Below are 25698 nucleotides of genomic sequence, written 5' to 3' on the forward strand. Positions count from 1 at the left end.
GACGTAAAGCGCAGCAGTCCGGCAACCCCCAACCCCGCAGACCCGGCACCGCGGCCTAACAGCCCCGCGCAGCGGAGCCGCCCCGCGCCGCAGGCGCGAACAGCACCCCCCACGGCGGGGAACCCGACAACGTACGCACAAACCCCGCGCAGCGGGGGGCGGTCAGCCGCTCAGTTCCCGGTGGCGGGCGGCCAGCCGGGCCGCTCCTTCCTCGGTGAGCGCACCGTGCAGCCGGAGCCGGGCGATGCCGCCGTCGGGGAAGATGTCCAACCGGACGTGGGTCACCGCGGGCGCGTCGTCCAGCAGGAAGCGGTGGACGGTGTCGGGCTGGAGTCGGGTGCGGGGCAGCAGTTCGACCCAGTCGCCGTCCTCGCCGTCGCGCCCGGACAGGGCCGCCCAGCCGGCCGAGTTGCCCTTGAGGTAGCCGGTGTCGATCTCCACCGCGCGGATCACGGACTGCTCGGTGAGGCGGTAGCGCACCCAGTCGTTACCGGTGCCGCGGCGGCGCCGGGTCTCCCAGCCGTCGTCCATCTTGCGGGACCGACCCGGCTGGATGGTGTTGGTGGGCGAGGAGTAGAAGCGGTCCGAGGCGTCCTCGACCTGGCCGCCGTTCTCCAGCGCGGCGAGGTCGAAGGTGCCCAGCGCGGCCAGCCAGCGGGGCGCCGGGGCGACCTCGCCGTGGACTCGGAGGCGGGCGATGCCGCCGTCGGGGTGCTGGTTGAGCCGCAGGTGGGTGAAGCGCTGCTCGGCGTGGACGGCGAAGCCGTTGGCGGCGTGCCCGCCGAGGGCGGTGCGCGGGACGAGTGGGGTCCACTTGACGCCGTCGGCGCGGAGCTCGGCCGGCGACGGGGAGCCCTCGACGCAGGCGCCCTCGACGCTGACCGACTGCGGGTAGTTGCCGCGGAAGTGTGCGGTGTCGACGACGATGCCGCGGATCACGCCGGGGGCGCCGAGCCGGATCAGCGCCCAGTCGTGGTCCTCCTCGGTCGGGAAGGGGTGGTCGCCGTCGGTGCCGCGGCGGCGCCGGGTCTCCCAGCCGTCCATGATCTTGCCCTTGTGGCCGAACGCCTCGGGGTCGAAGTGGGCGGCGTCGGGCTTAAGGAGGTTCTCGCGTTCGGCGAAGAACTCGTCGTTGGCGGCGAGCACCCCGGCGCCGAGCCGCCGGTCGGCGAGGTCGGGCAGGTGGGAGAAGGGGAAGCCGGCCGGGCCGGGGGTGCGGTAGTCGGCGTAGGGGTCGCCGCCGCCGTAGGGGCTGGCGTCCCCGGTGTAGTGCGGGAGTTCGCCGGTGGTCATGCGCGCGGCCTTTCGAGAAGTTCGCCGGTGGGCTCGGCGAGGGTGGTGCCGTCGTTGATCTTCCGGCCGCGCAGCCAGGTGGAGCGGACGACGCCGTACAGGGTCTTCCCTGCGTACGCGGTGATCTTGTTGCGGTGCTGGAGTTCGGCGGGGTCGACGGTGAAGGTCGCGTCGGGCGCCAGCACCGCGAAGTCGGCGTCCCGGCCGGGCGCGATGGCGCCCTTGCTGTCGAGGCCGACCAGCTCCGCCGGGGCGGCGGACATCCAGCGGACCACGTCCTCCAGGCTGTGGCCGCGCTCCCGGGCGGTGGTCCAGATGGCCGGCAGGCCGAGCTGGAGCGAGGAGATGCCGCCCCAGGCCGTGCCGAAGTCGGGGGTCTTGAGGTCGGTGGTGGAGGGCGAGTGGTCGGAGACGATGCAGTCGATGGTGCCGTCGGCCAGGCCCTGCCACAGGGCGTCCTGGTTGCCGGCCTCGCGGATCGGCGGGCAGCACTTGAACTCGGTGGCGCCGTCCGGGATTTCCTCGGCGGTCAGGGTCAGGAAGTGCGGGCAGGTCTCGACGGTGATCTTGACGCCGTCGGCGCGGGCGGCGGCGATCAGCGGCAGTGCGTCACTGGAGGAGAGGTGCAGCACGTGCACCCGCGCGTCCAGCTTCCGGGCCAGCTCGATCAGGCCGGCGATGGCGTCGTTCTCGGAGACCCGGGGGCGGGAGGCGAGGAAGTCGGCGTACTTGGGGCCGTGCGCCTCGGGGGCGGCACCCAGGTGGCCGGGGTCCTCGGCGTGCACGATCAGCAGTCCGTCGAAGGCGGCGATCTCGCCGAGCGCCGCCGCCAGCTGCTCCTGGTCGACCTCCGGGAACTCGTCGACGCCGGAGGGCGACAGGAAGCACTTGAAGCCGAACACGCCGGCCTCGTGGAGCGGGCGCAGGTCCTTGACGTTGCCGGGGATGGCGCCGCCCCAGAAGCCGACGTCGATGTGTGCCTTGCTGCGGGCGACCTCGCGCTTGGTGCCGAGGTTGTCCACGGTGGTGGTGGGCGGGAGGCTGTTGAGCGGCATGTCCACGAGCGTGGTGATACCGCCGGCCGCGGCCGCGCGGGTGGCCGTCCAGAAGCCCTCCCACTCGGTGCGGCCGGGGTCGTTGACGTGTACGTGGGTGTCGACGAGGCCGGGCAGCAGGACGTCGTCGCCGAAGTCCTCCACCCGGGCGCCGGCCGGGGCCGCGGCGTCGTGCGGCAGGACGGCGGCGATCTTCCCGTCCTTGACGGTGACGGACGCGGCCCGCGTCCCCTCCGGGGTGACGACGCGCGTGGAACGCAGCACCAGCTCTATTTCGGACACCCAGTACCTCCCATATCGTTGTTTCATCGTCGCGCGCCGGCGCGTGCGGGGCACGGCTGCCGCGGGCCGTGCCGCCCCTGGCGCGGAATCCCGCGAACCCCGGAATGTCGGTGTGGACCGGCGGAATGCGGAATTCAACAGTCTGTTGAATGAGTCTTCACTCAGGACCCCGGCCCGTCAAGACCCCGGTGCGGCGGCCGGCCCGGCGATCGCACCGGACCGCTCCGGCTCCTCGACCTCCTCCACCGTCTCGCCCCTGACCTGCGACGAGATGATGTCCTGTGGGATCGGACCGGTACCCGCGGCGGCCCGCTCGCGGCGCGAGACCGCGGCGTAGAGCAGCCCGGAGATCGCCATCCCGAAGATCCAGGAGAACGGCGCCACGGCGTCGAAGACCGGGATCAGCGCCAGCGCGGCGGAGACCGCGGCGGCCGGCAGGAACGCGATCACGGCCTTCGGGTTGTAGCCCCGGCGGTAGTAGTAGGCGCCGGCCGCATCGGCCGAAAACAGCGCATCGACATCGATCCGCCCCCGTCGCACCAGGTAGTAGTCGACGAGCAGGATCGCCACCAGCGGGCCGAGGAAGGCCCCCAGCGCGCCCAGGAAGTACTGGATCACCAGCGCCGAGGAGTACAGCTTCCAGGGCATGACCAGCACCGCCAGCACCGCGGTGATCATGCCGCCGCGCTTGAAGTCCAGGTACTTCGGCAGCAGGTTGGCGAAGTCGTAGGCGGGCGAGACGAAGTTGGCGACGACGTTGATGCCGATGGTGGCGACGATGAAGGCCAGCGCGCCGATGACGGTGACCACCGGGTTGTCGATCTTCTGGATCACCTTCACCGGGTCGTAGATCGCCTCGCCGAAGACCGCGATGGTGCCGGCGGTGACCAGGACGGCGACCACCGCGAAGGCGGTGAAGTTCACCGGCAGCCCGACGAGGTTGCCGCGTCGGTAGGAGCGGTGGTCGGGGGTGAAGCGGGCGAAGTCGGCGTAGTTGAGGACCAGGGTCAGGAAGGTGGCCACGGTCAGGCTGACCGCGATCAGGCTCTGCTGGACCTGCGCGGTGCCGCTGAGCCCGGTCAGGCTGCGGGTCAGCGAGATGTCACCGTGCGACTTGACGACGAGGTACACCGCCAGCGCCAGCACCACCAGCCAGACCACCGGCCCGGTCGCGAAGTCCTGGACCTTGCGGATGAACTCCATCCCCCGGGTCAGCAGGGCGGCCTGTAGGCCCCACATCACCATGAACGCGACCCAGCCGAGGGTGGACAGCCCCAGCACCGAGTTGTGGTTGTACGCGTCGAGACCGGGCGCGATCTGGAGCGTCAGCAGCACCACGGCCGTGGAGGCCAGCCAGGTCTGGATGCCGTACCAGGCCACCGCCATCACCGCGCGCAGCAGCGCCGGGATGTTGGCGCCGTAGACGCCCCAGCTCGCCCGGGCGAGCACCGGATAGGGAACCCCGGTGCGGTGCCCGGCGTGTCCCATCCGGTTCATCATCCAGTAGACGAGCGTGATGCCGACCAGCAGTGCGGTGAACACCTCCCAGGCCGGCAGCCCCAGCACGAAGAGGCTGGCGGCGAAGGCGTAGTTGCTGATCGCGTGGGTGTCGGACATCCACAGCGCGAAGACGCTGTACGTGCCCCAGGTGCGCTTCGCCGCCGGTGCGAGGTCCTCGTTGTAGAGCCTCGGGTCCGGCGGTCCCGGACGGTGCTGCGGGGATGTACTCATGTGTTCTCCCAGGCAGGTCGGGTGGAGCCTAGACATCAGAGCCGTCAGTCGTCAGATGCCTGACGTCTTCACGGAAAATGCGGTGCACCGGGCGGAATCCTGCATGCGTCCCCGCTCCCCCGCGGCCGTGCGCGCGAGGTGGCTGCTCAGCGGCCAGGAGCCGATGGCCTTGGGGCGGGGCGGGGCGAAGCTGCGCTGCGTACTGGTGGTCAGGGCGAGGCCGACCACCGCCTCCGCGAACTTCACCGCGGCGGCGACGCCGTCCACGACGGGTACGCCCAGCGCCGCCGCGACCTTCTCCTGGAGCCCGGCCATACCGCCGCACCCCAGGCAGATCACCTCCGCGCCGTCCCGGACCACCTCGCGGGCGGTCTCGATGATCACCGCGACGGTGCGCTCCGGATCCTCCTCCAGCTCCAGGACCCCGAGCCCGGTGCCGCGGACGCCGGCGCAGCGCTGGAGCAGCCCGGCCGTCAGCAGCCGGTCCCGGATCTGCGGCACGGCGCGGTCGAGGGTGGTGACGATGCCGTACGCGTGGCCGAGCATCAGCGCCATCTGCGCCGCGCACTCGGTGATGTCCAGGACGGGGACGTCCAGCAGTTCCTGGGCGCCCTCCCGGCCCGGTTCGCCGAAGCCGGCCATGACCAGCGCGTCGAACGGGGTGTCCAGGGTGGCGAGCCGGTCCAGGACGGCGGCGGCGCTGAGGTACCCCTCGAAGTGGCCTTCGATGGACTCGGGCCCCCAGAGGGGTTCGGTGGCGAGGATCTCGGTGCCCGGTGCGGCGACCGCGGTGGCGGTGGCGCGGATCGAAGCGGTCATGGAAGCCGTGGTGTTCGGGTTCATGACGAGAATGCGCATGACGCTCCAACGATTTGGAGGATTCCACAGAATGGACAGTAGGTTTCGCGCAGCAGAACGTAGCTATGGCCACTGGCACCGTCAAGAGATCTCGGCAAGGAGCTGGCACCTTGGGACATACGGGCGCTGACCGGCGGGAACGAGTGTGCGATACGCGGTGTGCCTGCGCGGTGTGACCGGTAGGCTGCTCCGGTCGGGCCCGGCGCCCGTAAGCCGTAGAGCCGAGACCGATCCGACCCGCCCCGAAAGGAACGCGACGTGCCGCCGTCCAGCGCCAGCACCTCCGCCGCCGATGCCAAGCCCGCCGGCGCCAGCGGCGGGGTCCAGTCCCTTGAGCGCGCCTTCGACCTCCTGGAGCGGATGGCCGACGCCGGCGGCGAGGTGGGCCTGAGCGAGCTCGCGGCCAGCAGCGGACTGCCGCTGCCCACCATCCACCGCCTGATGCGCACGCTGGTCGCCTGCGGCTACGTCCGCCAGCAGCCCAACCGCCGGTACGCCCTCGGGCCGCGCCTGATCCGGCTCGGCGAGAGCGCCTCCCGACTGCTGGGCACCTGGGCCCGGCCGTTCCTGGCCCGCCTCGTGGAGGAGACCGGCGAGACCGCCAACATGGCCCTCCTCGACGGGGACGAGATCGTCTACGTCGCGCAGGTCCCGTCCCGGCACGCGGTGCGGATGTTCACCGAGGTCGGCCGCCGCGTGCTGCCGCACTCCACCGGCGTCGGCAAGGCCCTGCTGGCCAACCACCCGCCGGAGGAGGTCCGCGCGCTCCTCGGCCGTACGGGCATGCCCGCCGCGACCGAGAAGACCATCACCGACCCGGACGGCTTCCTCGACGCCCTGGCCGACGTCCGTCGCCTCGGCTACGCGGTCGACGACAACGAGCAGGAGATCGGCGTCCGCTGCCTCGCGGTCCCGGTCCCCAATTCGCCCACCTCCGCGGCGATCTCCATCTCCGGGCCGACCGGCCGGGTGACGGAAGCCGCGACGGACAAGATCGTCCCGGTGCTCCAAGAGGTGGCCGCCCAGCTGTCGGTGGCCCTGGCCAACCAGACGCCGGCGTAATGTCCGGGTGAGGCGTCCCGCCCGGGTCGCCTCACCCGCCCGGCAGCTCGCCGAAGCCGTCGATCCGCTCGCGGACCTCGGACAGCGCCGACGACAGCGCGCTCACCGAGCCCACCGCGCCGGCTATCAACAGCAGCGAACGGCGCAGCCGGGTCACTTCGGGTGCGCCGTGGCTCACCATCGCGTCCAGTGCGGCCAGTTCGTCGTCGGCGGTCGACCGGTCCGCCAACTCGCCGGGCAGGACGGCCAGTTGACGGCGGAGCCGGGCCACCGCCACTCGTAATGCGCGGACCCTCGGGTCGCTCCCGTCCCCGGTCATGCGGCTGTCTCTCTGCAGCTGTTCCACAACGACGGCGCCCTCCCAGGCCGTTGCCCGTTCCGCGATGCGGGACAGTTAACGCCACTCTGCGCCGCCCGCGCCATACGGAGAGCGAAAAAACCGATCACCGGCGCCCAGGAGCCCTACTGCGGGTCCACCGCGTTGCGCCAGACCCGGACGTCGAGGGTCACATAGCTGCTCGGGTCCGAGTCCGCCGACTTGCCCTGGAACGTGATCAGCGCGATCGTGCCGCTGCTGGTGGTCAGGCACATCCGCGAGCCCTCGGCGAGCAGGCTGATGTCCACGCGCGAGGTGAAGCGGGTATCGCTGCGGCACGTGTCGAGCGTGCCCTCCTGGCCTGGTTCGAGCAGCACCAGCTTTCCGTCAGGAGCATGGATACCGCCGTCCGAATTGTTGTTCCCGTCGAGCGCGGCGTCGGCCTCCTCGGGGTGCGCGTTCTTCGGCGTGACGGGGTCGTCGGCGAAGGACAGGTAGTAACCGTGGGGCAGGTCGATGCCCTCGGTGTCGACCGGCTGCGGATCCTCCTGCGGCGGCTGAGGGGTGTCGGATCCGGTGTCGCCGCCGCTCGGGGAGTCGGTGGGGGTCGGCGTTCCGGTGACGGTCTTCGGCTTGTGGTCGGCGGCCTGGCCGGTCTTCGTCCGGCCGTCGTTCTTCATCACGAAGTAGACCGCGCCGCCGCCCGCGCCCGCGACGGCCAGCGCGCCGGCCAGCACCAGAGCCACGGCCGGTACCCTGCGCCTCTTCTTGGGAGGCCGGGGAGCCGACGTGCCGGCGGACGGGGCGGACGCCGCCGCGCCGAAGCCGGGCGGCGGGGTGCGGGGGTGGTCCAGCGCGGTCGGCACCGGGGCGGCGGGCGGGGCCGGCGGCTGCGCCGGGTGGGTCGCGACGCCGGCCTCGGGGGCCTCCGGGGGCGGGCGGAGCCGGGGGGCCGGGGCGGCGGCACGGGTGGTGAGGTCGGCAGCGACGGCGGTGGGGAGCCAGTCCTCGGGGCGGCGCAGCTGGGTCTGGCCGGAGGCGGCGGCGCACAGCGCGATGACCTCGGCGACGGACGGCCGGCCGGCCACGTCCTTGGCCAGGCAGCGGACCACCAACTCCCGTAGCTCGTCGGGTATTCGGGAGAGGTCGGGCTCCTCGTGGACGATGCGGTAGAGGACGCCGTGCGCGGTGCCCTCGCCGAAGGCCGGGACGCCGGTGGACGCGTACGCCGCGACCTGGCCGAGCGCGAAGACGTCGGCGGCGGGGGTGATCGAGGTGCCCGCCGCCTGTTCGGGCGCCATGAAGGTGGGGGTGCCGACGGTGACCCCGCTGCCGGTCAGGGAGGGGGCTTCGGCGGCGCGGGCGATGCCGAAGTCGATGACGCGCGGGCCGTCGGCGGCCAGCAGGACGTTGGAGGGCTTCAGGTCGCGGTGGACGATGCCCGCACGGTGGATGACCTGGAGCGCCTCGGCGACCCCGGCGACCAGCAACAGCACGGTGGACACCGGGAGTTGGCCGTGCCCAGCGACGGCCTCGGCGAGCGAGGGACCGGGGACGTAGGCGGTGGCGAGCCAGGGCATCGGGCCGTCGGTGTCGCTGTCGATCACCGGAGCGGTGAACAGCCCCTGGACCCGCTGCGCGGCGTGCACCTCCTGCGTGAACCGGCGGCGGAACTCCGCGTCTTCGCTGAACTCGGGCCGGATCACCTTGATGGCCACCGGCCGGCCGCCGGGCGTGTAGGAGAGGTAGACCTTGCCCATCCCGCCCGAACCGAGCTTCGCCGCCAGGCGGTACCCCGCTATCGCTTGCGGGTCGTCGCCCGCCAACGGCTGGAAGATCTCCGACGGCTCCGCACCGTTCACCACTCACGCCCCCGAATCTGCCTCGCGGCCCCCTCCGCCGACCCGGACCACCGCGTCCGTGGCGGCCGGACGTCCGCAACGGAGCAGCACCTTATCCGGCCGGACACCGCACCGCGGCATCGAGGCCGGTGCCGCCGGCGGCACCGGCACGACATATGCCGCACGGCCGCCGTAACCACGCCACATCGACCGCCATCTGCCCGCGACTTGGCCGACCTCCAGTGCGGCGCGCACACCACCGTGGCCCGGCCCCGCCCCGCCGTCCCAACCGGCCTCCCCTGGCCGGTTTTCGCCTCTCGGCCCCCGATTCCCCGACCCTGCGGCCGGCTTCGCGCCGTACCCGGGCGCCCGCGGTGCGCCCGCAGCGCACGCCCGGCCCGCACACGCCACGCGCGAATACCCGCCGGGCGCATGACCATGCGTCAGTACGTGCGTTCCCCCGGGCACCCGTTGGCGTGGGCGTATCCCGTACAAGGCGTACGGCGCCGCGCGATGGAGCATTCTCCCTTCCGGGAAATGTCCGGCATATCACTGAATCACACACCACTGGACCATTGGATCGGAGAACGCCATGGAGCCCAACCCAGGCCCCGACCCCGGCCCCCATCCCGGCCCCGACTCCCGGCACCTCAGCGTCATCCAGCTCATCTGCCGGGCGTACGGCCTGACCGACGCCTCCGAGATCACCGAGGAGCTCATACACCGTTACGTCAGCGAGAGCCGGCACGCGGACGAGCGGACCGCGCAGCTCCGGGACCGGCTGCGGCCGCGGATCCCGCGGCAGCGGACGGCGGGGGACGCGGCCTGACACGGGCCGGCGCCGCCTGATTCCGGGCGGCGGAGGGCGCCGCGCGACGCCATGAGGTAAGCAGTCCCCATGGCACATCCAGGGGAACGCGCAGGCGCCGAGGGAAGAGCGGGGGCCGGACGGCCCGAGGGGAAGGTGGCCGGACTACTGCTCGCCGCGGGCGGCGGTAGGCGGCTGGGGGGACGACCCAAGGCACTGCTCGACCATCGGGGACGCCCGCTGGTCGAGCATGCCGCACGGGTACTGCGGGACGGCGGCTGCGGACCGGTGCACATCGTGCTGGGCGCGGCCGCCGAGACCGTCCGGGCCCGGGCCGAGCTGGCCGACTACGGAATCTCGGTGAACCCGGACTGGGCCCAGGGCATGGGCTCGTCGCTCCGGGTGGGCCTGACCGCGCTGGCCGGGTCGGGGGCGGACGCGGTGGTGGTGTCCCTCGTCGACCAGCCGGGCATCGGTGCCGCCGCGGTGGCCCGGGTGGTGGCCGCGTACACCGGGCGGGACGCGCTGGCGGCCGCGGCGTACGGGGGCGAGCGGGGGCATCCGGTGCTGTTCGGCGCGGAGCGGTGGGCGGACATCGCGGCGAGCGCGGAGGGCGACCGCGGGGCGCGGGCCTATCTCCGGCGGCACACCGGGGCGGTCACGCTCGTCGAGTGCGGCGATGTGGCCGAGGCGTACGACATCGACACGCCGGAGGATCTGCGGCGGCTGGAATGACGGCGACCGCCGGGCCGGCGCTCTCCGGTCCGGCGGGGGGCCGCACATTCTGCGGCGGACGGGGCGCCGGGCCACCGGAACGCCCGCCACGGCCGCGGGTTGACGGGAAACCGCCACCCCGCGGCGGGGGTAATGGAGAGTGACCACTGTGGCACCGAGAGCCATTCGATCATCACTTCTGTCGACTCAGAGAATCTCGACGTCAACAAACCATTGAAGTTCCGCGATAAGGAAACTAGTCTCCACTGGTCAGAAGCGCCCTGCTATCCGTACGGCGCCCGCGACCGCATCTCGGAACCGCGGCACCCCGTGCCGCTCAGGTGCCCCGGCGGCCGCCAGGCACCGCCGCTGAATGGAGTGACAGCTCATGTCCGCACCAGCGCCGTCCCCGCTGGCCATCGTCGAAGTCGACCCCGCACACACCCCGGAACGGCAGGGCGAGGTCCTCACCGACGCCGCGCTCGCCTTCGTTGCCGAGCTGCACCGGCGGTTCACCCCCCGCCGCGACGAGCTGCTCGCCCGCCGCGCCGAACGTCGTGCCGAGATCGCCCGAACCAGCTCGCTGGACTTCCTCCCCCAAACCGCGCAGATCCGCGCGGACGACAGCTGGAAGGTGGCCGAGGCGCCCGCCGCGCTCAACGACCGCCGGGTGGAGATCACCGGTCCCACCGACCGCAAGATGACGATCAACGCGCTCAACTCGGGCGCCAAGGTGTGGCTCGCCGACTTCGAGGACGCCTCGGCTCCCACCTGGGAAAACGTCGTCAACGGCCAGCTCAACCTGATCGACGCCTACGAGCGCCGGATCGACTTCACCGATGCCCGCACCGGCAAGTCCTACGCCCTCAAGTCGGCCGAGGAGCTCGCCACGGTCGTGATGCGACCGCGTGGTTGGCACCTGGAGGAGCGCCACCTCCAGTTCGAGGGCCGGCCGGTCCCCGGCGCCCTGGTCGACTTCGGCCTCTACTTCTTCCACAACGCCCAGCGTCTGCTGGACCTCGGCAAAGGCCCGTACTTCTACCTGCCCAAGACCGAGTCCCACCTGGAAGCCCGCCTCTGGAACGAGATCTTCGTCTTCGCCCAGGACTACGTCGGGATCCCGCAGGGCACCGTCCGCGCCACGGTCCTCATCGAGACCATCACCGCCGCGTACGAGATGGAGGAGATCCTCTACGAGCTGCGCGACCACGCCTCGGGCCTGAACGCCGGCCGCTGGGACTACCTCTTCTCGATCGTCAAGAACTTCCGTGACGGCGGCGCCAAGTTCGTCCTCCCGGACCGCAACGCGGTCACGATGACCGCCCCGTTCATGCGCGCCTACACCGAACTCCTGGTCCGCACCTGCCACAAGCGCGGGGCGCACGCGATCGGCGGCATGGCGGCCTTCATCCCCAACCGCCGGGACCCCGAGGCCAACGAGCAGGCCCTGGCCAAGGTCAAGAACGACAAGGACCGGGAGGCCGGCGACGGCTTCGACGGCTCCTGGGTCGCCCACCCCGACCTGGTGCCGATCGCCCGCGCCTCCTTCGACGCGGTCCTCGGCGAGGCGCCCAACCAGAAGGGCCGCCTGCGCGAGGACGTCTCGGTCGCCGCCGCCGACCTCATCGCCATCGACTCGCTGGAGGCCAAGCCCACCTACCAGGGCCTGGTCGACGCGGTCCAGGTCGGCACCCGCTACATCGAAGCCTGGCTGCGCGGCCTCGGCGCGGTGGCCATCTTCGGCCTGATGGAGGACGCCGCCACCGCCGAGATCTCCCGCTCCCAGATCTGGCAGTGGGTCGACGCCGGTGTCGTCTTCGTGGAGGAGGGGCACGCCGGCACCAAGGTCACCGCCGACCTGGTCCGCCGGATCGCCGCGGAGGAACTGGCCGCCATCCGGACCGAGGTGGGCGAGGAAGCCTTCACCGGCGGCAAGTGGCAGCAGGCCCACGACCTCCTCCTGAAGGTCTCCCTGGACCCCGACTACGCCGACTTCCTCACCCTGCCGGCGTACGAACTCCTGGTCTGAGCCGGCCCGGTCCGACCTGGTCCGCCCGGTCCGACCTGAACCGGCACGGCGTTGAAGGGCCCGCGCACACCACCGCTCCGTGGTGCGCGCGGGCCCTTCGCGTGGCGTGCGGGCCGCCGCCCCCGGACAGGCCCTACGTGACCACCGCCCCCAGCGCCACGAACGCGCAGATCAGGACGAACAGCAGGACCAGCAGCGGCGCGACGAAGCGGAGGTAGGTGTCGTAGCCGACCTTGGCGAGCGCGACGCCGCCCATGATGACGGCGGTGGTGGGCACCCAGAGGTTCATCCAACCGCTGGCGGCCTGCCAGGCGGTGACGACGACCGGGCGGGTGACACCGGCGAAGTCGGCGAGCGGGGCCAGGATCGGCATGGCGAGCGTGGCGTGCCCCGAGGTGGAGGGGATCAGGAAGGCCAGGGGGAGGTTGACGACGAAGACGATGACGCCGAAGAGCGCCGAGGGGGTGCCCGAGACCACGCCCTCGATGGAGTGCAGCACGGTGTCGGTGACCTTGGCGTTGTTCATGATGACGGTGACGCCGCGGGCCAGGACGATGACCAGCGCGGGTGCGATGAAGTCGGCGGCGCCCTGGACGAAGGTCGCGCTGAGCCGCTGCTCGCCCATCCGCGCCAGCACCCCGACCAGCACCGCCCCGACCAGGAACACCGCCGCCAACTGCGGGAAGGACCAGTCGAGTTCCCAGGCGTAGGGCGGTGCGGTGGCGCGGCCGGTGAGGGCACCGGACCACGGGATCACCGAGAAGATCATGAAGGCGAAGAGCAGGGCGACGGTGAGCAGGACCGTCTTGTGGAGCGGGGTCAACGGCGGCGGCTCGGCGGCGTCCGGGGCGGTCTGGGCGTGCTCGCGGTCGCCGGCCAGGAAGCCGCAGAGCGAACGGTCGGGGTCGGCGCGCACCCGGCGCGCGTAGCGGATGACGTAGGCGATGGTGACGGCCGTCAGCACCAGCCACATCGCGACGCGCAGTGCGATGCCGTCGCCCAGGGAGATCTCGGCGGCCGAGGAGGCGACCCCGGTGGCGAACGGATTGACGGTGGAGCAGAGGACGCCGATGCCCGCGCCGAGGATGATCGCGCCGGTGGCCACCAGGCGGTCGAAGCCGAGGGCCAGCATCAGCGGGATGATCAGTCCGTAGAACCCCAGGGTCTCCTCGGCGAAGCCCTCGACGGTGCCGAGCAGCGAGAAGACCGCCATCACCCCGGCGATGAGGAGGGCACCGCGGTCGCGCAGGCGGTGGGCGAGGCGGCCGATCCCGCGGTCCAGGGCGCCGGTGGCGAAGACCACGGTGATGAACGCGCCGATGGCGAGGACGAAGAGGAAGACCCCGGCACTGCCGTACAGCTCGCCGGTGAGGTCCGGTCCCACCAGGCCGGTCCTGGTGTCCTTGACGCCGTAGAGGCCGTTGACCGGGGAGAGGAAGAGGTCACCGAGGCGTTCCGGGAAGGTCCGGCCGGACGGTGCGCGGTGGTAGGAGCCCTGGACGGGCCGGCCGGCGGCGTTGCGGACGTAGGTGCCGGCGGGCAGTACGAAGGCCAGCGCCCAGACGACGACCGTGACGAGCGCGAGGACGGTGAGGGCGCTGGGGAAGGCGAACCGGCGCCGCTCCGCGGCCTCCGGCGTCATCCCGTGCCCCCGGAGCGGCGGTGCCCGGCGGCGTACTCCGCGAAGAACACGGCCTCGGCGAGCAGCGCTCCGCGGAGTTCGGAGAACAGCACGCGCTCATTGGGGCCGTGCAGGTTGCACAGGTTGTCCTCGGCGCCGAAGAGCAGGACCTCGGCGTCCGGTACCGCCGCGGCCAGCCCGTTGACCAGCGGGATGGAACCGCCGGACGCCGCCTGGACGGGGTCGGTTCCCCAGGCGCGGCGCAGCGCGGTGCGGGCCGCGCGGTAGGCGGGGCCGTCGGTGGCGGCCTCGTAGCCGGGGCCGGTGTCGCCGGGAGTGACGGTGAGCGGGATCCCGAAGGGCCGCAGGCTGCGCAGGTGACGGACGAGGGCGTCCTGGGCCTGCCGGGGGTCCTGTCGGGGGTGGACGCGGAGGTTGAGCTTGGCTCGGGCGTGCGGGACGACGGCGGCGGCACCGTGGTCGACGGAGGGCGCGTCCAGTCCGACGACGGTGAGCGCCGGGCCGCTCCACAGGCGTTCGCCGAGTCCTCCGGACCCCAGGAGCGGCAGCCCCTCGGGCACGCCGGCCAGTTCCCTGAACTCGCCCTCGGTGAACGCCGTGCCGTCCCACGGTTCGCGCCGCAGCCCCTCCACCGCGACGTCCCCGTGGACGTCGTGCAGGGTGGCCAGCGCTTTGACGAGGACGAGCAGGGCGTCGGGGGCGGCCCCGCCGTACTCGCCGCTGTGGACGGCGGCGCCGAGCGTGTGGACCTCGACGAGGACGTCGACGCTGCCGCGGAGCGCGGTGGTGAGGGTGGGGGTGCCGGGGCGGATGTTGCCGGTGTCCGCGATGATCATCGCGTCGCAGGCGAACGGGGCCGGATCGGTGGGCGGATAGCCGTCGAAGGCGCTGCCGTACTCCTCCTGCCCCTCGAAGACGATCTTGACGCCCACCGGTGGCCGCCCTCCGAACGCCCGGAGGGCACCGATGTGGACCATGAGGTTGGCCTTGTCGTCGGCGATCCCACGGGCACGGATACCGCCCTCGATGTCCGTCGGCTCGAACGGCGGCGAGTCCCAACGGCGTTCGTCGCCCGGCGGTTGGACGTCGTAGTGCGCGTAGAGGAGGACGGTCGGGGCGTCCGGGGTGGGCGGGGGGACGGTGGCGGTGACGACCGGGGCGGTGTCGGGCAGGTTCAGTTCGCCGATGTCGGTCACCCCCGCCGCCCGCAGCAACGCGACGACGAGGTCACGGGCCTGGAGGACGGGTTCGGGCGAGAACCCGGGAAAGGCGATGGAGGGGATGGCGGCGAGCCGCTTGAGATCGGCGCAGAGGTCGTCCATCAGCCCGTCGACGGTGGCTTCCAGCCCTGACGCGTTGACTTCGTGGGGCACCGCGGGCCCCCTCTCTGTGGCACCCGGCTGCACGGGCACACACGTTGAATAACTGTCAGTTTCCGTGTCGAAATGCAGCATATCGGGCGACTCATCAGCGCCTGCGCCAACGACTTCGGCGCCGGCCGGCCGCCAGGACCCTCGGCGGAATCGCACTACTATGGCCGTAGTAACGGAGTTGTAAGGACAGGCGGGTGGAACGGTGGCGCGGCGGCGGGAGCAAGTGCTGGACGCGGCAGTCGAGGTCCTGGGCTCCGAAGGGGCGCGGCGACTGACGTACCAGGCGGTGGACCGGGCGGCCGGCGTACCGACGGGCACCACCTCCAACTACTTCCGCACCCGGGCCGCGCTCATCGACGGCATCGCCGAGCACCTGCTGACCCTGGAGCGCGGGGACTGGGCAGCGCTGGCCACCGAGCCGGCACCGGTCGGCCCCGGCGAACTGGCCGCGGCGATGGCCGCTTTCGCCCGGCACGCCGCTGGCCCGGGCCGCGCCCGTACGGCCGCGCGGTTCGCACTGGTCCTGGAGTCCTCGTCCCGCCCGGAGCTACGAGTACCGCTCGGGCGGGGCCGGCAGGCGCTGCTGGACCGGAGCACGGAGTGGGTGCGCCAGCTGGGTTCCGGGGCGCCGGAGCGGCACGGGCGGATCCTGGTCGATCACCTGGAAGGGGTGGTGATGCGCCAACTCACCTTCCCAGAAGGGCCGTTCGACCCACTGGAGGAAATCCGCGCACTGGTCGGCGGACTGCTGGGCGCCCCGGCGGGCAACCACACCGCCTGACCGGGGCGGACTCCGGGAACCACCCCGCGCGACCCCAGGGCCACACCGATCAACTCCGCCTGCACCGCGCCACGTTGGACGGTCGAACAGCTATACGGCGTCTCCAGAGTCTGGTAGGAAAGCTTCCTAACGATTGGGGAACCCCCCACGGCCCACTCCGAACAGGAGGACTCCATGCGCTCCCGATCGATAGCCAGGACCGCCACCCGCGTCACGCTCGGCCTGGCACTGCTCGCCGTCCCCGCGACCGCGATCGCCGCCACCGCCGCACCGGCCGACCGCACGGCGCCCCCGGCGCACGCCGCCCCGCACACCGCGCGGGCCGCCGTCGGACTGGACGACCCGGCGAAGAAGGAGATCGCCATGCAGCTGGTGTCCAGCGCGGAGAACTCCTCGCTGGACTGGAAGGCCCAGTACCAGTACATCGAGGACATCGGTGACGGCCGCGGCTACACCGGCGGCATCATCGGCTTCACCTCCGGTACGCACGACATGCTGGAGCTCGTCGAGCTGTACACGAAGCGGAAGCCGGACAACGTCCTGGCGACGTACCTGCCGGCGCTGCGCAAGGTCGACGGCAGCGACTCGCACGAGGGCCTGGACCCCGACTACCCCAAGGACTGGCGGAAGGCCGCACAGGACCCGGTCTTCCGGAAGGCGCAGGACGACGAGCGGGACCGGGTGTACTTCGACCCGGCGGTCAAGCAGGGCAAGGCCGACGGGATCGGCGTCCTGGGACAGTTCGCGTACTACGACGCGATCGTGATGCACGGCGACGGCGACGACAAGACCGGCTTCTCCAGCATCCGCAAGCGGGCGCTGGCGAAGGCGAAGCCGCCGGCCCAGGGCGGCGACGAGAAGACCTACCTGAACGCCTTCCTCGACGCCCGGGTCTGGGCGATGCAGCAGGAGGAGGCACACAGCGACACCAGCCGGGTCGACACCGAGCAGCGGGTGTTCCTGAAGAACGGGAACCTGGACCTGCACACACCGCTGGACTGGAAGGTCTACGGGGACGGCTACCACCTCGGCTGAGCCCGCCGGAACGCCCAACGGCCCGTAAGGAGACGGCAGTTGCCGGTTCCGTACGGGCCGTTGTCAGTGGGACGGGTTCAGTGGAACGGGTTCAGCAGGCGGGACTCAGTGGGCGGGTGAGGAGGCGGTCTCGCCGTCGTCCATGCGCCCGCGGTCGGGCTGCCGCGGAATCTCCGGGGCGTCGGCCGGGGCGTGCGGGTCGGGGGCCGGGTCGGCCGAGGCGGCGGCCTCGTCGGGGTCGGGTTCCCCCTTCCTGCCGAAGTGGTTGAAGGCGAGGTTGAGGACGATGGCGACCAGGCAGCCGGTGCTGATGCCGGAGTCCAGGACGACCAGCAGGTCCTTGGGGAAGTTGTGGTAGAAGTCCGGCGCCGCGATCGGGATCAGCCCGACGCCGAGGGCGGCGGCGACGATCAGCGAGTTCTCCCCCTTCTCCATGGCGGCGGAGGCCAGCGTCTGGACGCCGCTGGCGGCGACCGAGCCGAAGAGGACGATGCCGGCGCCGCCGAGGACGGGCAGCGGGACCAGGGAGATGATCGAGGCGGCGACGGGGCACAGGCCGAGCACGATCAGGATCGCCCCGCTGGTGGCCACCACGAAGCGGCTACGGACCTTGGTCATCGCGACCAGGCCGATGTTCTGGGCGAAGGCGCTGTTGGCGAAGCCGTTGAACAGCGGGCTGAGGGCGGTGCCGAGGGTGTCGGCGCGCAGGCCGCCCTCGATGGTCCGCTCGTCCGCCGGACGGTTCACGATCTTGCCGAGGGCGAGCATGTCGGCGGTGGACTCCGTCATGCAGACCAGCATCACGATGCACATCGAGATGATCGCGGCGACGTCGAACTGCGGGGCACCGAAGTGGAACGGCGTCGGGAAGCCGACCAGGCTCGCCTTGGTGAGCGCGGAGAAGTCGGTGATCCCCACCGGTATCGCGATCAGGGTGCCGGCGACCAGGCCCAGCAGGATGGCGATCTGCTGGAGGAAGCCGCGCAGCACCCGGCGCAGCACCAGCACGATCAGGAAGGTGACCGCGGCCATCCCGATGTTCGTCAACGAGCCGTAGTTCGCGGCCTGTTCGTTGCCGCCCTCGGACCAGCGGAAGGCGACCGGGAGCAGCGAGACACCGATCAGGGTGATGACGGTGCCGGTGACCACCGGCGGGAAGAAGCGGACGAGTTTGGAGAAATAGGGGGCGAGGAGGAAACCCAACACGCCGGCGACGATGACCGCGCCGAAGATGATCGGCAGCGCATCGTGCGGACTGTGCTCCTTGGCGATGGCGACCATGGGGGTGACACCGGCGAAGGAGACGCCGTTGACGAAGGGGAGCTTGGCCCCGACCTTCCAGAAGCCCAGGGTCTGGAGCAGGGTGGCGATGCCCGCGGTGAAGAGGCTGGCCCCCATCAGGAAAGCGGTCTCGGTGGGGCTGAGCCCGCAGGCGGGTCCCAGGATCATCGGCGGGGCCACCACACCCGCGTACATGGCGGCCACGTGCTGTAGGCCGCTGGTGAACATTTTCAAGGGCGGGAGGGTTTCGTCGACCGGATGCTTCCGGTCCTCCTCCGACTGCTGCCCGGTAGGTGCGGCCACTGCGGGCCTCCTGTCGATTTCTGCTCCGCCTGAAGCGGCGGCGCGAGCCTGTCACGGAGGGCGTGCCATGTGGTGCGGGTGTGCCGAAAGTCGCGCTGGTGAGCGTGCAGTTGGCCGCGCTTGTGGCGCGTGGGCGGTGTGTGGGGGCGACCGGCCCGGGGGTGCGGGGGAACCCGCACCCCCGGGTGACGGCGCTTGCGGACCCCGCTCAGGTCCACAAGCTCAGCCGGGAGCCGTCCCTCCCAGCCGAGTCTTGGGGTGTATCGCGTCCGGGGGGATCAGCCCTCGGCCGCGATACGGGCCAGACGCTGGGCCTCGGCCCGCGTGGAGCGGGCGATGGCGTCCTCGTCGATGTTGGTGAGGTGGCTGTCCTCGACCACCGGCTTGCCGTCGACCAGCGACAGCGTGACCGGGGCGGCCGGACCGAAGACCAGGGCGGTGACCGGGTCGGCGATCGAGGAGTGGCCCAGTCCGTCCAGCTTCCACAGGACCAGGTCGGCGAGCTTGCCCGGCTCCAGGGAGCCGATCTCGCTGGTCCGACCGAGGACCTGGGCGCCACCGTAGGTGCCGAGCCGCAGCGCCTTGCGGGCGTTGAGGGCGGCTTCCCGGTGGGCGCCGAGGCGGTTGATGAGCAGCGCGTTGCGCAGCTCGGTGTGGAGTTCGCCGGACTCGTTGGAGGCGGTGCCGTCCACGCCGAGGCCGACCGGGACGCCGGCCGCGAGCATGTCCGGGACGCGGGCGATGCCGGCCGCCAGGCGGGCGTTGGAGGACGGGCAGTGCGCCACGCCGGTCTTCGTACGGGCGAAGGCGGCGATGTCGGAGTCGTTCATGTGGACGCAGTGCGCCATCCACACGTCCTCGCCGAGCCAGCCGGTGGACTCGAAGTAGTCGGTCGGGCCCATGCCGAACAGCTCGTGGCAGAACTTCTCCTCCTCCACGGTCTCCGAGCCGTGGGTGTGCATGCGGACGCCCTTGCGGCGGGCGAGCACGGCCCCCTCCCGGAGGAGTTCGGTGGAGATGGAGAACGGCGAACAGGGGGCCGCGGCGATGTGCACCATCGAGCCGAAGGAGGCGTCGTGGTGCTTGTCGATGGCCTCCTCGGTGCCGATCAGGGCACCCTCGGTGGTCTCGACGGCGAAGTCCGGGGGCAGGCCGCCGTCCTTCACGCTGCGGTCCATCGAACCGCGGGCCAGGGTGATCCGGGCGCCGATGTCGGCGACCGCGGCCAGCTCGGCGCCGACCAGGTCCCCGGAGCCCTTGGGGAAGACGTAGTGGTGGTCGGAGGCGGTGGTGACACCGCCCTTGACCATCATGCCGAGCGAACCGTGGGTGGCCGCGGTGAGCATCTGGGCATCGATCCGGGCCCAGGTCGGGTACAGCGCGACCAGCCAGTTGAAGAGGTTGTGGTCGGTGGCCAGACCGCGGGTGATCCACTGGTAGAAGTGGTGATGGGTGTTGATCAGACCCGGGGTGACCAGATGGCCGGTGCCGTCGATACGACGGACGACGTTCTCCAGACCCGCCGGAGCCGTGCCCGCACCCAGTGCCTCGATGACGTTGTCGGCGACGACGACGTAACCGCTGGCGTACTCGGTGTCCTGGGCGTCAACGGTCGCGATGGCGCAGTTCTCGATGACGATGCGCTGCTTCACCGCGCTGTCAGGGGCTGCCGATGCTGCCATGCTGCTTTCCTCGTGCTTTCGTGGCGGTTTGGGCACGGCATGGCCCTACGGGATTTGAGTGCCGGAGCCGGGCGAGACGGCTGACAGTACCGCCGCCCGTGGGGTGCTCCGGGTGCCGAGATGGTGGAAGAACAGGTTGAGCGTGACCGCGACCAGGGCTCCGGCGCTGATCCCGGAGCCGAGCACGGTCTGCGCCCAGGCGGGGAACCCGGAGTAGAAGGTCGGCGCGGCGAGCGGGATGATTCCCGCGCCGAGCGACACGGCCACCAGGATGATGTTGGAGCTGTCGTCGAGTCCCGCTTCGGAGAGCGTGCGGATGCCACTGACCGCGATCGATCCGAACAGGACGATACCCGCGCCGCCGAGGACCGGCATCGGTACCAGCGAGACCACGGCGCCCAGGACGGGGAAGGCACCGAGGACCAGCAACACCGCGCCGGCCAGCGCGACGACGTAGCGGGAACGGACCCGGGTCAGCGAGACGACACCGACGTTCTGCGCGAAGGCGCTGGTCGGAAAGCCGCCGAAGATCGGGCCGAGCAGGGTGGCGATGCCATCGGTGCGCAGACCGCGGGTGATGGTGGTGCCGGTGGTCTTCCGGTCGCAGATCTCGCCGAGGGCGAGCATCCCGGCCGACGACTCCGTCATCAGCACCAGCATCACGATGCACAGCGAGAGGATCGCGGCGGGCTGGAACTCGGGCGGACCGAAGGAGAACGGGGTGGGCAGTGCGGCGATCGGGGCCGAGCGCATCGCGTCGAAGCTCGCCATCCCGAACGGGATCGCGGCGAGGGTGCCGACGACCAGGCCGATCAGCAGCGCGATCTGCTTGACGAAGCCCTTGGTGAAGCGCTGGATGAGCAGCACCACCAGGAGGGTGAAGCCGGCCAGCGCGAGGTTCTTCATGGAGCCGAAGTCGGCGGCCTGTTTGTCGCCGCCCTGTGCCCAGCCGACCGGTACGGGCATCAACGTGACCCCGATGAGGGTGATCACGACGCCGGTGACCAACGGCGGGAAGAACCGCAGGAGTTTCCCGAAGAACGGTCCGATCGCCAGACAGAAGACGCCGGCACACATAACTGCCCCGTAGATCGCGGGGAGTTGATGGCCCTTGGCGGTGGTCTCGGCGATGGCGAGCATCGGGGTGATGCCGGCGGAGCTGGCGGCGTTGACGAACGGGAGGCGGTTACCGACGAAGGTGCGGATGCCGAGCGTCTGCAGCAGCGTGGCGAGGCCGGCGATGAGCAGGCTGGCGGCGATCAGCCGGGTCCGGCCCGCGGTGTCGAGGCCGACGGCCTGGCCGATGATGAGCGGAGGGGTGACGACGCCGGCGTACATCGCTGCGATGTGTTGGAGCGCGGCGGGGACGAGCCGCCTGACGGCCGGCTTCTCGTCCACCGGGTGAACCGGTGGGTCAGGGTGGTGTGGGGCTTGCTCTTGCTGTGCCATGGGTCGTTCCCCTCGGAAATCGCGTCCCCTCCCCGCTGCGGGGTGGGGAGGGGACGCGAGGCACGGCGTTGCGTCGAGCCGCTAGAGGTTCGTCAGATCCATCGGGATCCGGGCTTCGACGCCGTCGCGCAGAACAGTGGCTTCGATCAGGCCGTACGGGCGGTCCGCCGCGTAGTAGACGGCCCCCTCGGCGGTATCGTTCTTGAGCCCGAAGGGCTCCAGGTCCACGAGGAAGTGGTGCTTGTTCGGGAGCGAGAAGCGGATCTCGTCCACCTCGGACCTGTTGTTGATGATGCGCGACCCCATTTGGTACAGGGTCTGCTGGAGCGACAGGCTGTAGGTCTCGGCGAAGGCCTGCAGCATGTGCTTCTTGACCTGCTCGTACGAACGCTCCCAGTTGGGCATCCGCTGCTCGTCGGAGGTCCAGTTGAAGCGCCACCGGCTGGCCACCTGGGTGGCCAGGATGCGGTCGTACGCCTCCTTCAAGGTCGTGTACTGGTCCTTGATGTACCCCCAGAACTCCGAGTTGGTGGAGTTCATCACGATCAGGTCCTTCAGGCCGGAGATGACCTGCCAGTTCTCACCGTCGTAGGTGATCTCGGTCAGGCGGGTCTCCTGGCCCTTCCGGACGAAGGAGTGCTTGACCTCCTCGGCCCCGATGAAGCGGGAGTTGCCGTCCGAGGTCTCGATACGCTCCCAGGCGTACTCCTCGATCCGGATCCGGGCCCGCTTGATCGGCTCCTGGCTGTTCACGAAGTGCCGGGCCAGGTGGATGCCGAACTGCTCGGCCGACTCGATCCCGTACTCCTTGGCGAAGGCGTACACGGTGTTCTTGGTCGTGTCGGTGGGCAGGCAGTTGGCGTTCGAGCCGGAGAGGTGGACCTCTTCCAGGTCGCCGGAGAGCGCGACCGAGACGTTGAGGTCCTTGATGTGGTGGGTGGCGCCGTCGCGGGTGATCTTGACGACGCGGTTTTCCGCCTTGCCGTACTGGTTCTGGCCGAGAATCGTGGGCATGTCGGTGCTAGCTCCCTCGGTATACGGAGTAGCCGAACGGGTTGAGCAGCAGCGGTACGTGGTAGTGCTCGCCCGGCTTGACGGCAAAGGTGATTGCCACCTCCGGGAAGAAGGCTCCGCTGTCCCGTAGCGCGGGGGCGTCCTGCTGTTCCTCGGCTTGCTGATTGACGCTGTACTGATGTGAAGAGAAGTACGCCTCGGTCTCGAAGTCGATGCGTACGTGGGTGGTGCCCTCCGGCAGGGCCGGCAGGTCCTTGCAGCGCCCGTCGACGTCGGTCTTGCCTGCGCCGTGGACGGTCCACGCACCTCCGCTGCCGGAGCGCACCGAGAGCGTGAGGGCGACGCCCTCCGCGGGGCGGCCCACGCTGGTGTCCAGGATGTGCGTGGACACCGACGTCGGTGCGGCCGTCTCGCTGCTCATGCTGCGTCTCCTTCTGCGATGCGGTTCAGGCGGATGCGGTTGATCTTGCCGAGCTCCACGCGGACGATCTCGCGTTCCTGTTCCGGCGTGTTGTCGATCCGGTTACGGACCGCATCGCGCATCTGCTCCCCGGTGCGGCCGGAGGCACAGATCAGGAATACGTGCCCGAACTTCTCCTGGTAGGCCAGGTTGAGTTCGAGCATCTCCGCCTTGAGCTCGTCGGAGGCGCCTGCCATCCCGCTCTGCTCGCGGTTCGAGGTGGGGTCGCCCGCCTTGGGTCGGCCGATGGGCGGGTGCCCGGCCATCGCCTCCGCCAGGTCGTCCGCGGACAGCTCCGCCGTGGCGGCGTCGCTGGTGGCGAACAGGGCGTCGATGGTGGCGTAGGGGCGCTGGGCGAGAAGCTTGCTCCCCCAAGCCCGGCTGGCGCACACCTCGTGCAGGGCGGCCTGAGCCTCGCTGGCATCGACGGTGTTGAACCGGGTAAGCCCTTGGGGCGTGGTCGAAGACACGGGAAGCCTCCGTGGCCTGGTGCTGGACAGCTCTGGTTGGCTGGAAACAGCTAAGACCCCCGGCAACATCACGTCAACACTTTGTTGAAAAGTCGGCAACACAAAAGCCGCCGCCCGGTGTCTCCGGACGGCGGCTCGGGCCGTTGCAAGGGGACTTCCACCCCATTCGCCTCAGTCGGCGTCCTTCGCGGCGCTTTCCCTGTTCAGGTAGTTGTAAACGGTGAACCGGCTGACGCCGAGGGCGCCGGCGACGGTCTCCACCCCATGCCGGACGGAGAACGCACCCCGGCTCTCCAATATCCGCACCACCGACTGCTTGGTCTTGCGGTCCAGCTCCGAGAGCGGCATACCGTGCCGGCGCTGCAACTCGGCCAGGATGTGATCGAGCGATTCCGACAGGTGAGGGAGCCGGACGGCCACCCGGTCCTGCCCCTCCCAGGCCAGCACGACATCGTCGCCCTGGGCCTGGTCGGGCGGGACCATCTGGCCGCCCATCGCGTCCACCAGCGGTTTGACCGCCCGGACGAAGGGGTGGTCGGCGGGCTCCGTCACGTCGCGTCCCCCTCGTCCTCCGCGGCGCCGCCCTGCCGGTCGTCCGCGATCACATTGACCTGGAGGGAGACCCGGGTGGCACCCGCCTCCAGGGACCGCCGCAGCAGGGCGCCGACCGCACCCAGCACCCGGTCGGCGTCCCCCTCCGCGGTATTGCCGAAGGGACCCACGTCGACGGCGTCCAGCTCGGCGCCGGTGACGATCTCCCGCGCCACCACGGCATGGGCCGGCGCCTCGTCCAGGTCGAACGGCTCCGTCGTGAACTCAACTCTCAATCGCACGCCGTTCAACCTACGCGGGCTTCGCGCCGCCGACCAGAAATTGCCCACGGCCCCCCTTGACAGTTTCCCCGCCCGCCCGGCAGTGTTCCGTTACGCAGAAAGTAAGTTCCGCTATCCGGAAGGAGCGCCGGGCCCTATGGGTTTCACGGACACGCGCTTCAACGTCAATCTGTCGATCCTGTTCACCGAGCTTCCGTTGTTGGAGCGGCCGGCTGCCGCGCGGGCGGCGGGCTTCACGGCGGTGGAGCTGTGGTGGCCGTGGGTGGATGCCCCGACCCCGGAGCGGTCCGAGCTGGACGCGCTGCGCGATGCCCTGCGGGACGCGGGCACGCAGTTGACGGGGCTGAACTTCTACGCCGGTCAGCTGCCGGGTCCCGACCGTGGTGCCTTGTCGGTTCCGGGGGCGGAGTCGGAGAAGTTCAGGGCGAACGTGCCGGTGGCGATCGAGTTCGCCACCTCGCTGGGCTGCACCACCTTCAACGCCCTCTACGGCAACCGCGTCGAGGGGGTCGAGGCGGCCGAGCAGGACGCGCTGGCGTTGGAGAACCTCGTCTTCGCCGCGCGGGCGGTGGGTGAGGTGGGCGGCACGCTGCTGATCGAGGCGCTCAACGCGCCGGAGTCGCCGCTGTGCCCGATCGTCTCGGCACCCAAGGCGATCGAGGTCCTCGACGCGGTCAACGCCGCCACCGGCCTGGACAACGCACGGTTCTTGATGGACCTCTACCACCTGTCGATGAACGGCGAGGACCTCGATGAGGTCATCGACCGCTACACGGCCAAGACCGCGCACGTGCAGATCGCCGACAACCCCGGCCGCGGCGCGCCCGGCACCGGCACCCTGGACTTCGTGGCGTTGCTGGGCCGGCTGAAGAAGAACGGCTACGACGGCTACGTCGGCCTGGAGTACAAGCCCGGCGACGCGCCCAGCGCCTCCTCCTTCGCCTGGCTGCCCGCGCCCCTGCGCGCCGCCCAGTAACCGGTCGCGCTGCGACACCGTCGCCGTTCCCCGTTTGTTTTACGTGTGAAAGAGGCTTTTCAATGAGCAACCTGCCGAAGATCGCGTGGGTCGGGCTGGGCATCATGGGTTCGCCCATGGCCGAGAACCTGATCAAGGCCGGCTACGCGGTGACCGGTTACACCCTGGAGGCCGACAAGCTCCAGCGGCTGGCCGACGCCGGGGGCACCGCGGCCGCGAACATCGCCGAGGCGGTGGCCGACGCCGACGTCATCATCACCATGGTCCCCGCCTCCCCCCACGTCGAGGCCATCGCCTACGGCCCCGAGGGGATCCTGGCCAACGCCAAGCGCGGCGCGCTGCTGATCGACATGTCCTCGATCACCCCGCAGACCTCCATCGACCTGGCCAAGAACGCCGCCGAGAAGGGC

General features: G+C 70.9%; 24 protein-coding genes. 8 read left to right on the forward strand and 16 right to left on the reverse strand.

The window, feature by feature from the left end:
* Positions 1-162 precede the first annotated feature (162 nt).
* From alc to ACFVT2_RS40905, 4 genes are all read right to left on the reverse strand, one after another.
* Positions 163-1293 carry an allantoicase gene (alc, locus tag ACFVT2_RS40890; RefSeq protein ID WP_390026873.1) on the reverse strand — a complete coding sequence of 377 codons (1131 nt, stop codon included), beginning with the start codon at positions 1291-1293 and terminating at the stop codon, positions 163-165.
* Positions 1290-2630, reverse strand: a complete 1341-nt coding sequence (gene allB / locus ACFVT2_RS40895; protein ID WP_390026876.1) for an allantoinase AllB — start codon at positions 2628-2630, stop codon at positions 1290-1292. The genes alc and allB overlap by 4 nt, the downstream gene beginning before the upstream one ends.
* Before the next feature lie 177 nt (positions 2631-2807).
* Positions 2808-4361, reverse strand: a complete 1554-nt coding sequence (locus ACFVT2_RS40900) for an NCS1 family nucleobase:cation symporter-1 (protein WP_390026878.1) — start codon at positions 4359-4361, stop codon at positions 2808-2810.
* Positions 4362-4412: 51 nt separating this feature from the next.
* Positions 4413-5219 (reverse strand): aspartate/glutamate racemase family protein, encoded by an 807-nt coding sequence (locus ACFVT2_RS40905; protein ID WP_390026881.1) that lies wholly within the window; start codon positions 5217-5219, stop codon positions 4413-4415.
* Between the two features lie 258 nt (positions 5220-5477).
* Here ACFVT2_RS40905 and ACFVT2_RS40910 point away from each other — a divergent pair, with 258 nt between their 5' ends.
* Positions 5478-6281: an IclR family transcriptional regulator gene (locus tag ACFVT2_RS40910; RefSeq protein ID WP_390026883.1), complete on the forward strand. Its 804-nt coding sequence runs from the start codon at positions 5478-5480 to the stop codon at positions 6279-6281.
* Positions 6282-6312: 31 nt separating this feature from the next.
* On the opposite strand, the gene ACFVT2_RS40915 is transcribed toward ACFVT2_RS40910, so the two are convergent.
* Both ACFVT2_RS40915 and ACFVT2_RS40920 read right to left on the reverse strand, forming a co-directional pair.
* A complete protein-coding gene (locus ACFVT2_RS40915) occupies positions 6313-6600 on the reverse strand; it encodes a DUF5955 family protein (RefSeq protein ID WP_390026885.1) in 288 nt (95 codons plus the stop codon).
* A gap of 143 nt (positions 6601-6743) precedes the next feature.
* Positions 6744-8462, reverse strand: coding sequence for a serine/threonine-protein kinase (locus ACFVT2_RS40920; RefSeq protein WP_390026887.1), 1719 nt, complete (start codon positions 8460-8462; stop codon positions 6744-6746).
* Between the two features lie 568 nt (positions 8463-9030).
* Between ACFVT2_RS40920 and ACFVT2_RS40925 the strand changes: the two genes are divergently transcribed.
* From ACFVT2_RS40925 to aceB, 3 genes are all read left to right on the forward strand, one after another.
* Positions 9031-9267 carry a hypothetical protein gene (locus ACFVT2_RS40925; protein WP_390026889.1) on the forward strand — a complete coding sequence of 79 codons (237 nt, stop codon included), beginning with the start codon at positions 9031-9033 and terminating at the stop codon, positions 9265-9267.
* A 135-nt stretch (positions 9268-9402) separates the two neighbouring features.
* On the forward strand, positions 9403-9981 hold the full coding sequence (locus ACFVT2_RS40930) for an NTP transferase domain-containing protein (RefSeq protein ID WP_390026921.1): 579 nt from the start codon (positions 9403-9405) through the stop codon (positions 9979-9981).
* 367 nt (positions 9982-10348) lie between these two features.
* Positions 10349-11989: a malate synthase A gene (gene aceB, locus ACFVT2_RS40935; protein ID WP_390026890.1), complete on the forward strand. Its 1641-nt coding sequence runs from the start codon at positions 10349-10351 to the stop codon at positions 11987-11989.
* 133 nt (positions 11990-12122) lie between these two features.
* Here aceB and ACFVT2_RS40940 read toward each other — a convergent pair whose 3' ends face one another.
* Positions 12123-13631 (reverse strand): YfcC family protein, encoded by a 1509-nt coding sequence (locus tag ACFVT2_RS40940; RefSeq protein ID WP_390026892.1) that lies wholly within the window; start codon positions 13629-13631, stop codon positions 12123-12125.
* Positions 13628-15004, reverse strand: a complete 1377-nt coding sequence (locus ACFVT2_RS40945; protein ID WP_390026894.1) for a M20/M25/M40 family metallo-hydrolase — start codon at positions 15002-15004, stop codon at positions 13628-13630. Before ACFVT2_RS40945 ends, ACFVT2_RS40940 begins: the two co-directional genes overlap by 4 nt.
* A 223-nt stretch (positions 15005-15227) precedes the next feature.
* Here ACFVT2_RS40945 and ACFVT2_RS40950 point away from each other — a divergent pair, with 223 nt between their 5' ends.
* Entirely contained in the window at positions 15228-15785 is a 558-nt protein-coding gene (locus ACFVT2_RS40950) for a TetR/AcrR family transcriptional regulator (RefSeq protein ID WP_390026896.1), read from the forward strand.
* Between the two features lie 174 nt (positions 15786-15959).
* Positions 15960-16820, forward strand: coding sequence for a chitosanase (locus tag ACFVT2_RS40955; protein WP_390026897.1), 861 nt, complete (start codon positions 15960-15962; stop codon positions 16818-16820).
* A gap of 105 nt (positions 16821-16925) precedes the next feature.
* Here ACFVT2_RS40955 and ACFVT2_RS40960 read toward each other — a convergent pair whose 3' ends face one another.
* From ACFVT2_RS40960 to ACFVT2_RS40995, 8 genes are all read right to left on the reverse strand, one after another.
* Positions 16926-18404, reverse strand: coding sequence for a nucleobase:cation symporter-2 family protein (locus ACFVT2_RS40960; RefSeq protein ID WP_390026900.1), 1479 nt, complete (start codon positions 18402-18404; stop codon positions 16926-16928).
* A 278-nt stretch (positions 18405-18682) separates the two neighbouring features.
* Entirely contained in the window at positions 18683-20086 is a 1404-nt protein-coding gene (locus ACFVT2_RS40965) for an 8-oxoguanine deaminase (RefSeq protein ID WP_390026902.1), read from the reverse strand.
* A 45-nt stretch (positions 20087-20131) separates the two neighbouring features.
* A complete protein-coding gene (locus tag ACFVT2_RS40970) occupies positions 20132-21535 on the reverse strand; it encodes a nucleobase:cation symporter-2 family protein (protein ID WP_390026904.1) in 1404 nt (467 codons plus the stop codon).
* An 81-nt stretch (positions 21536-21616) separates the two neighbouring features.
* The gene (gene pucL / locus ACFVT2_RS40975) at positions 21617-22549 is read right to left on the reverse strand and encodes a factor-independent urate hydroxylase (protein ID WP_390026906.1); all 933 of its coding nucleotides are present in this window, start codon (positions 22547-22549) and stop codon (positions 21617-21619) included.
* A 7-nt stretch (positions 22550-22556) separates the two neighbouring features.
* Complete coding sequence (uraH, locus tag ACFVT2_RS40980) at positions 22557-22970, reverse strand: hydroxyisourate hydrolase (protein ID WP_390026909.1); 414 nt, start codon at positions 22968-22970, stop codon at positions 22557-22559.
* Positions 22967-23479: a 2-oxo-4-hydroxy-4-carboxy-5-ureidoimidazoline decarboxylase gene (gene uraD, locus ACFVT2_RS40985; protein WP_390026911.1), complete on the reverse strand. Its 513-nt coding sequence runs from the start codon at positions 23477-23479 to the stop codon at positions 22967-22969. Before uraD ends, uraH begins: the two co-directional genes overlap by 4 nt.
* A gap of 171 nt (positions 23480-23650) precedes the next feature.
* Positions 23651-24031: a helix-turn-helix domain-containing protein gene (locus ACFVT2_RS40990; RefSeq protein ID WP_390026913.1), complete on the reverse strand. Its 381-nt coding sequence runs from the start codon at positions 24029-24031 to the stop codon at positions 23651-23653.
* On the reverse strand, positions 24028-24312 hold the full coding sequence (locus ACFVT2_RS40995) for a thiamine-binding protein (protein ID WP_390026915.1): 285 nt from the start codon (positions 24310-24312) through the stop codon (positions 24028-24030). Before ACFVT2_RS40995 ends, ACFVT2_RS40990 begins: the two co-directional genes overlap by 4 nt.
* Before the next feature lie 136 nt (positions 24313-24448).
* Between ACFVT2_RS40995 and ACFVT2_RS41000 the strand changes: the two genes are divergently transcribed.
* Together ACFVT2_RS41000 and ACFVT2_RS41005 are read left to right on the forward strand one after the other, a co-directional pair.
* Positions 24449-25288: a TIM barrel protein gene (locus ACFVT2_RS41000; RefSeq protein ID WP_390026917.1), complete on the forward strand. Its 840-nt coding sequence runs from the start codon at positions 24449-24451 to the stop codon at positions 25286-25288.
* Positions 25289-25350: 62 nt separating this feature from the next.
* Positions 25351-25698 (forward strand): NAD(P)-binding domain-containing protein (locus tag ACFVT2_RS41005; RefSeq protein ID WP_390026919.1); only part of this gene is annotated, 348 nt, incomplete at its 3' end.

Source organism: Streptomyces sp. NPDC058000, assembly GCF_042886435.1.
In the GTDB taxonomy this organism is placed as follows: Bacteria; Actinomycetota; Actinomycetes; order Streptomycetales; family Streptomycetaceae; genus Streptomyces.

Coding starts and splice junctions, on each gene's coding strand:
- alc (WP_390026873.1), bottom strand. CDS start 1,293: ATGACCACCGGCGAACTCCCGCACTACACCGGGGACGCCAGCCCCTAC.
- ACFVT2_RS40900 (WP_390026878.1), bottom strand. CDS start 4,361: ATGAGTACATCCCCGCAGCACCGTCCGGGACCGCCGGACCCGAGGCTC.
- ACFVT2_RS40905 (WP_390026881.1), bottom strand. CDS start 5,219: ATGCGCATTCTCGTCATGAACCCGAACACCACGGCTTCCATGACCGCT.
- ACFVT2_RS40915 (WP_390026885.1), bottom strand. CDS start 6,600: ATGACCGGGGACGGGAGCGACCCGAGGGTCCGCGCATTACGAGTGGCG.
- ACFVT2_RS40925 (WP_390026889.1), top strand. CDS start 9,031: ATGGAGCCCAACCCAGGCCCCGACCCCGGCCCCCATCCCGGCCCCGAC.
- aceB (WP_390026890.1), top strand. CDS start 10,349: ATGTCCGCACCAGCGCCGTCCCCGCTGGCCATCGTCGAAGTCGACCCC.
- ACFVT2_RS40940 (WP_390026892.1), bottom strand. CDS start 13,631: ATGACGCCGGAGGCCGCGGAGCGGCGCCGGTTCGCCTTCCCCAGCGCC.
- ACFVT2_RS40955 (WP_390026897.1), top strand. CDS start 15,960: ATGCGCTCCCGATCGATAGCCAGGACCGCCACCCGCGTCACGCTCGGC.
- ACFVT2_RS40965 (WP_390026902.1), bottom strand. CDS start 20,086: ATGGCAGCATCGGCAGCCCCTGACAGCGCGGTGAAGCAGCGCATCGTC.
- ACFVT2_RS40970 (WP_390026904.1), bottom strand. CDS start 21,535: ATGGCACAGCAAGAGCAAGCCCCACACCACCCTGACCCACCGGTTCAC.
- pucL (WP_390026906.1), bottom strand. CDS start 22,549: ATGCCCACGATTCTCGGCCAGAACCAGTACGGCAAGGCGGAAAACCGC.
- uraH (WP_390026909.1), bottom strand. CDS start 22,970: ATGAGCAGCGAGACGGCCGCACCGACGTCGGTGTCCACGCACATCCTG.
- ACFVT2_RS41000 (WP_390026917.1), top strand. CDS start 24,449: ATGGGTTTCACGGACACGCGCTTCAACGTCAATCTGTCGATCCTGTTC.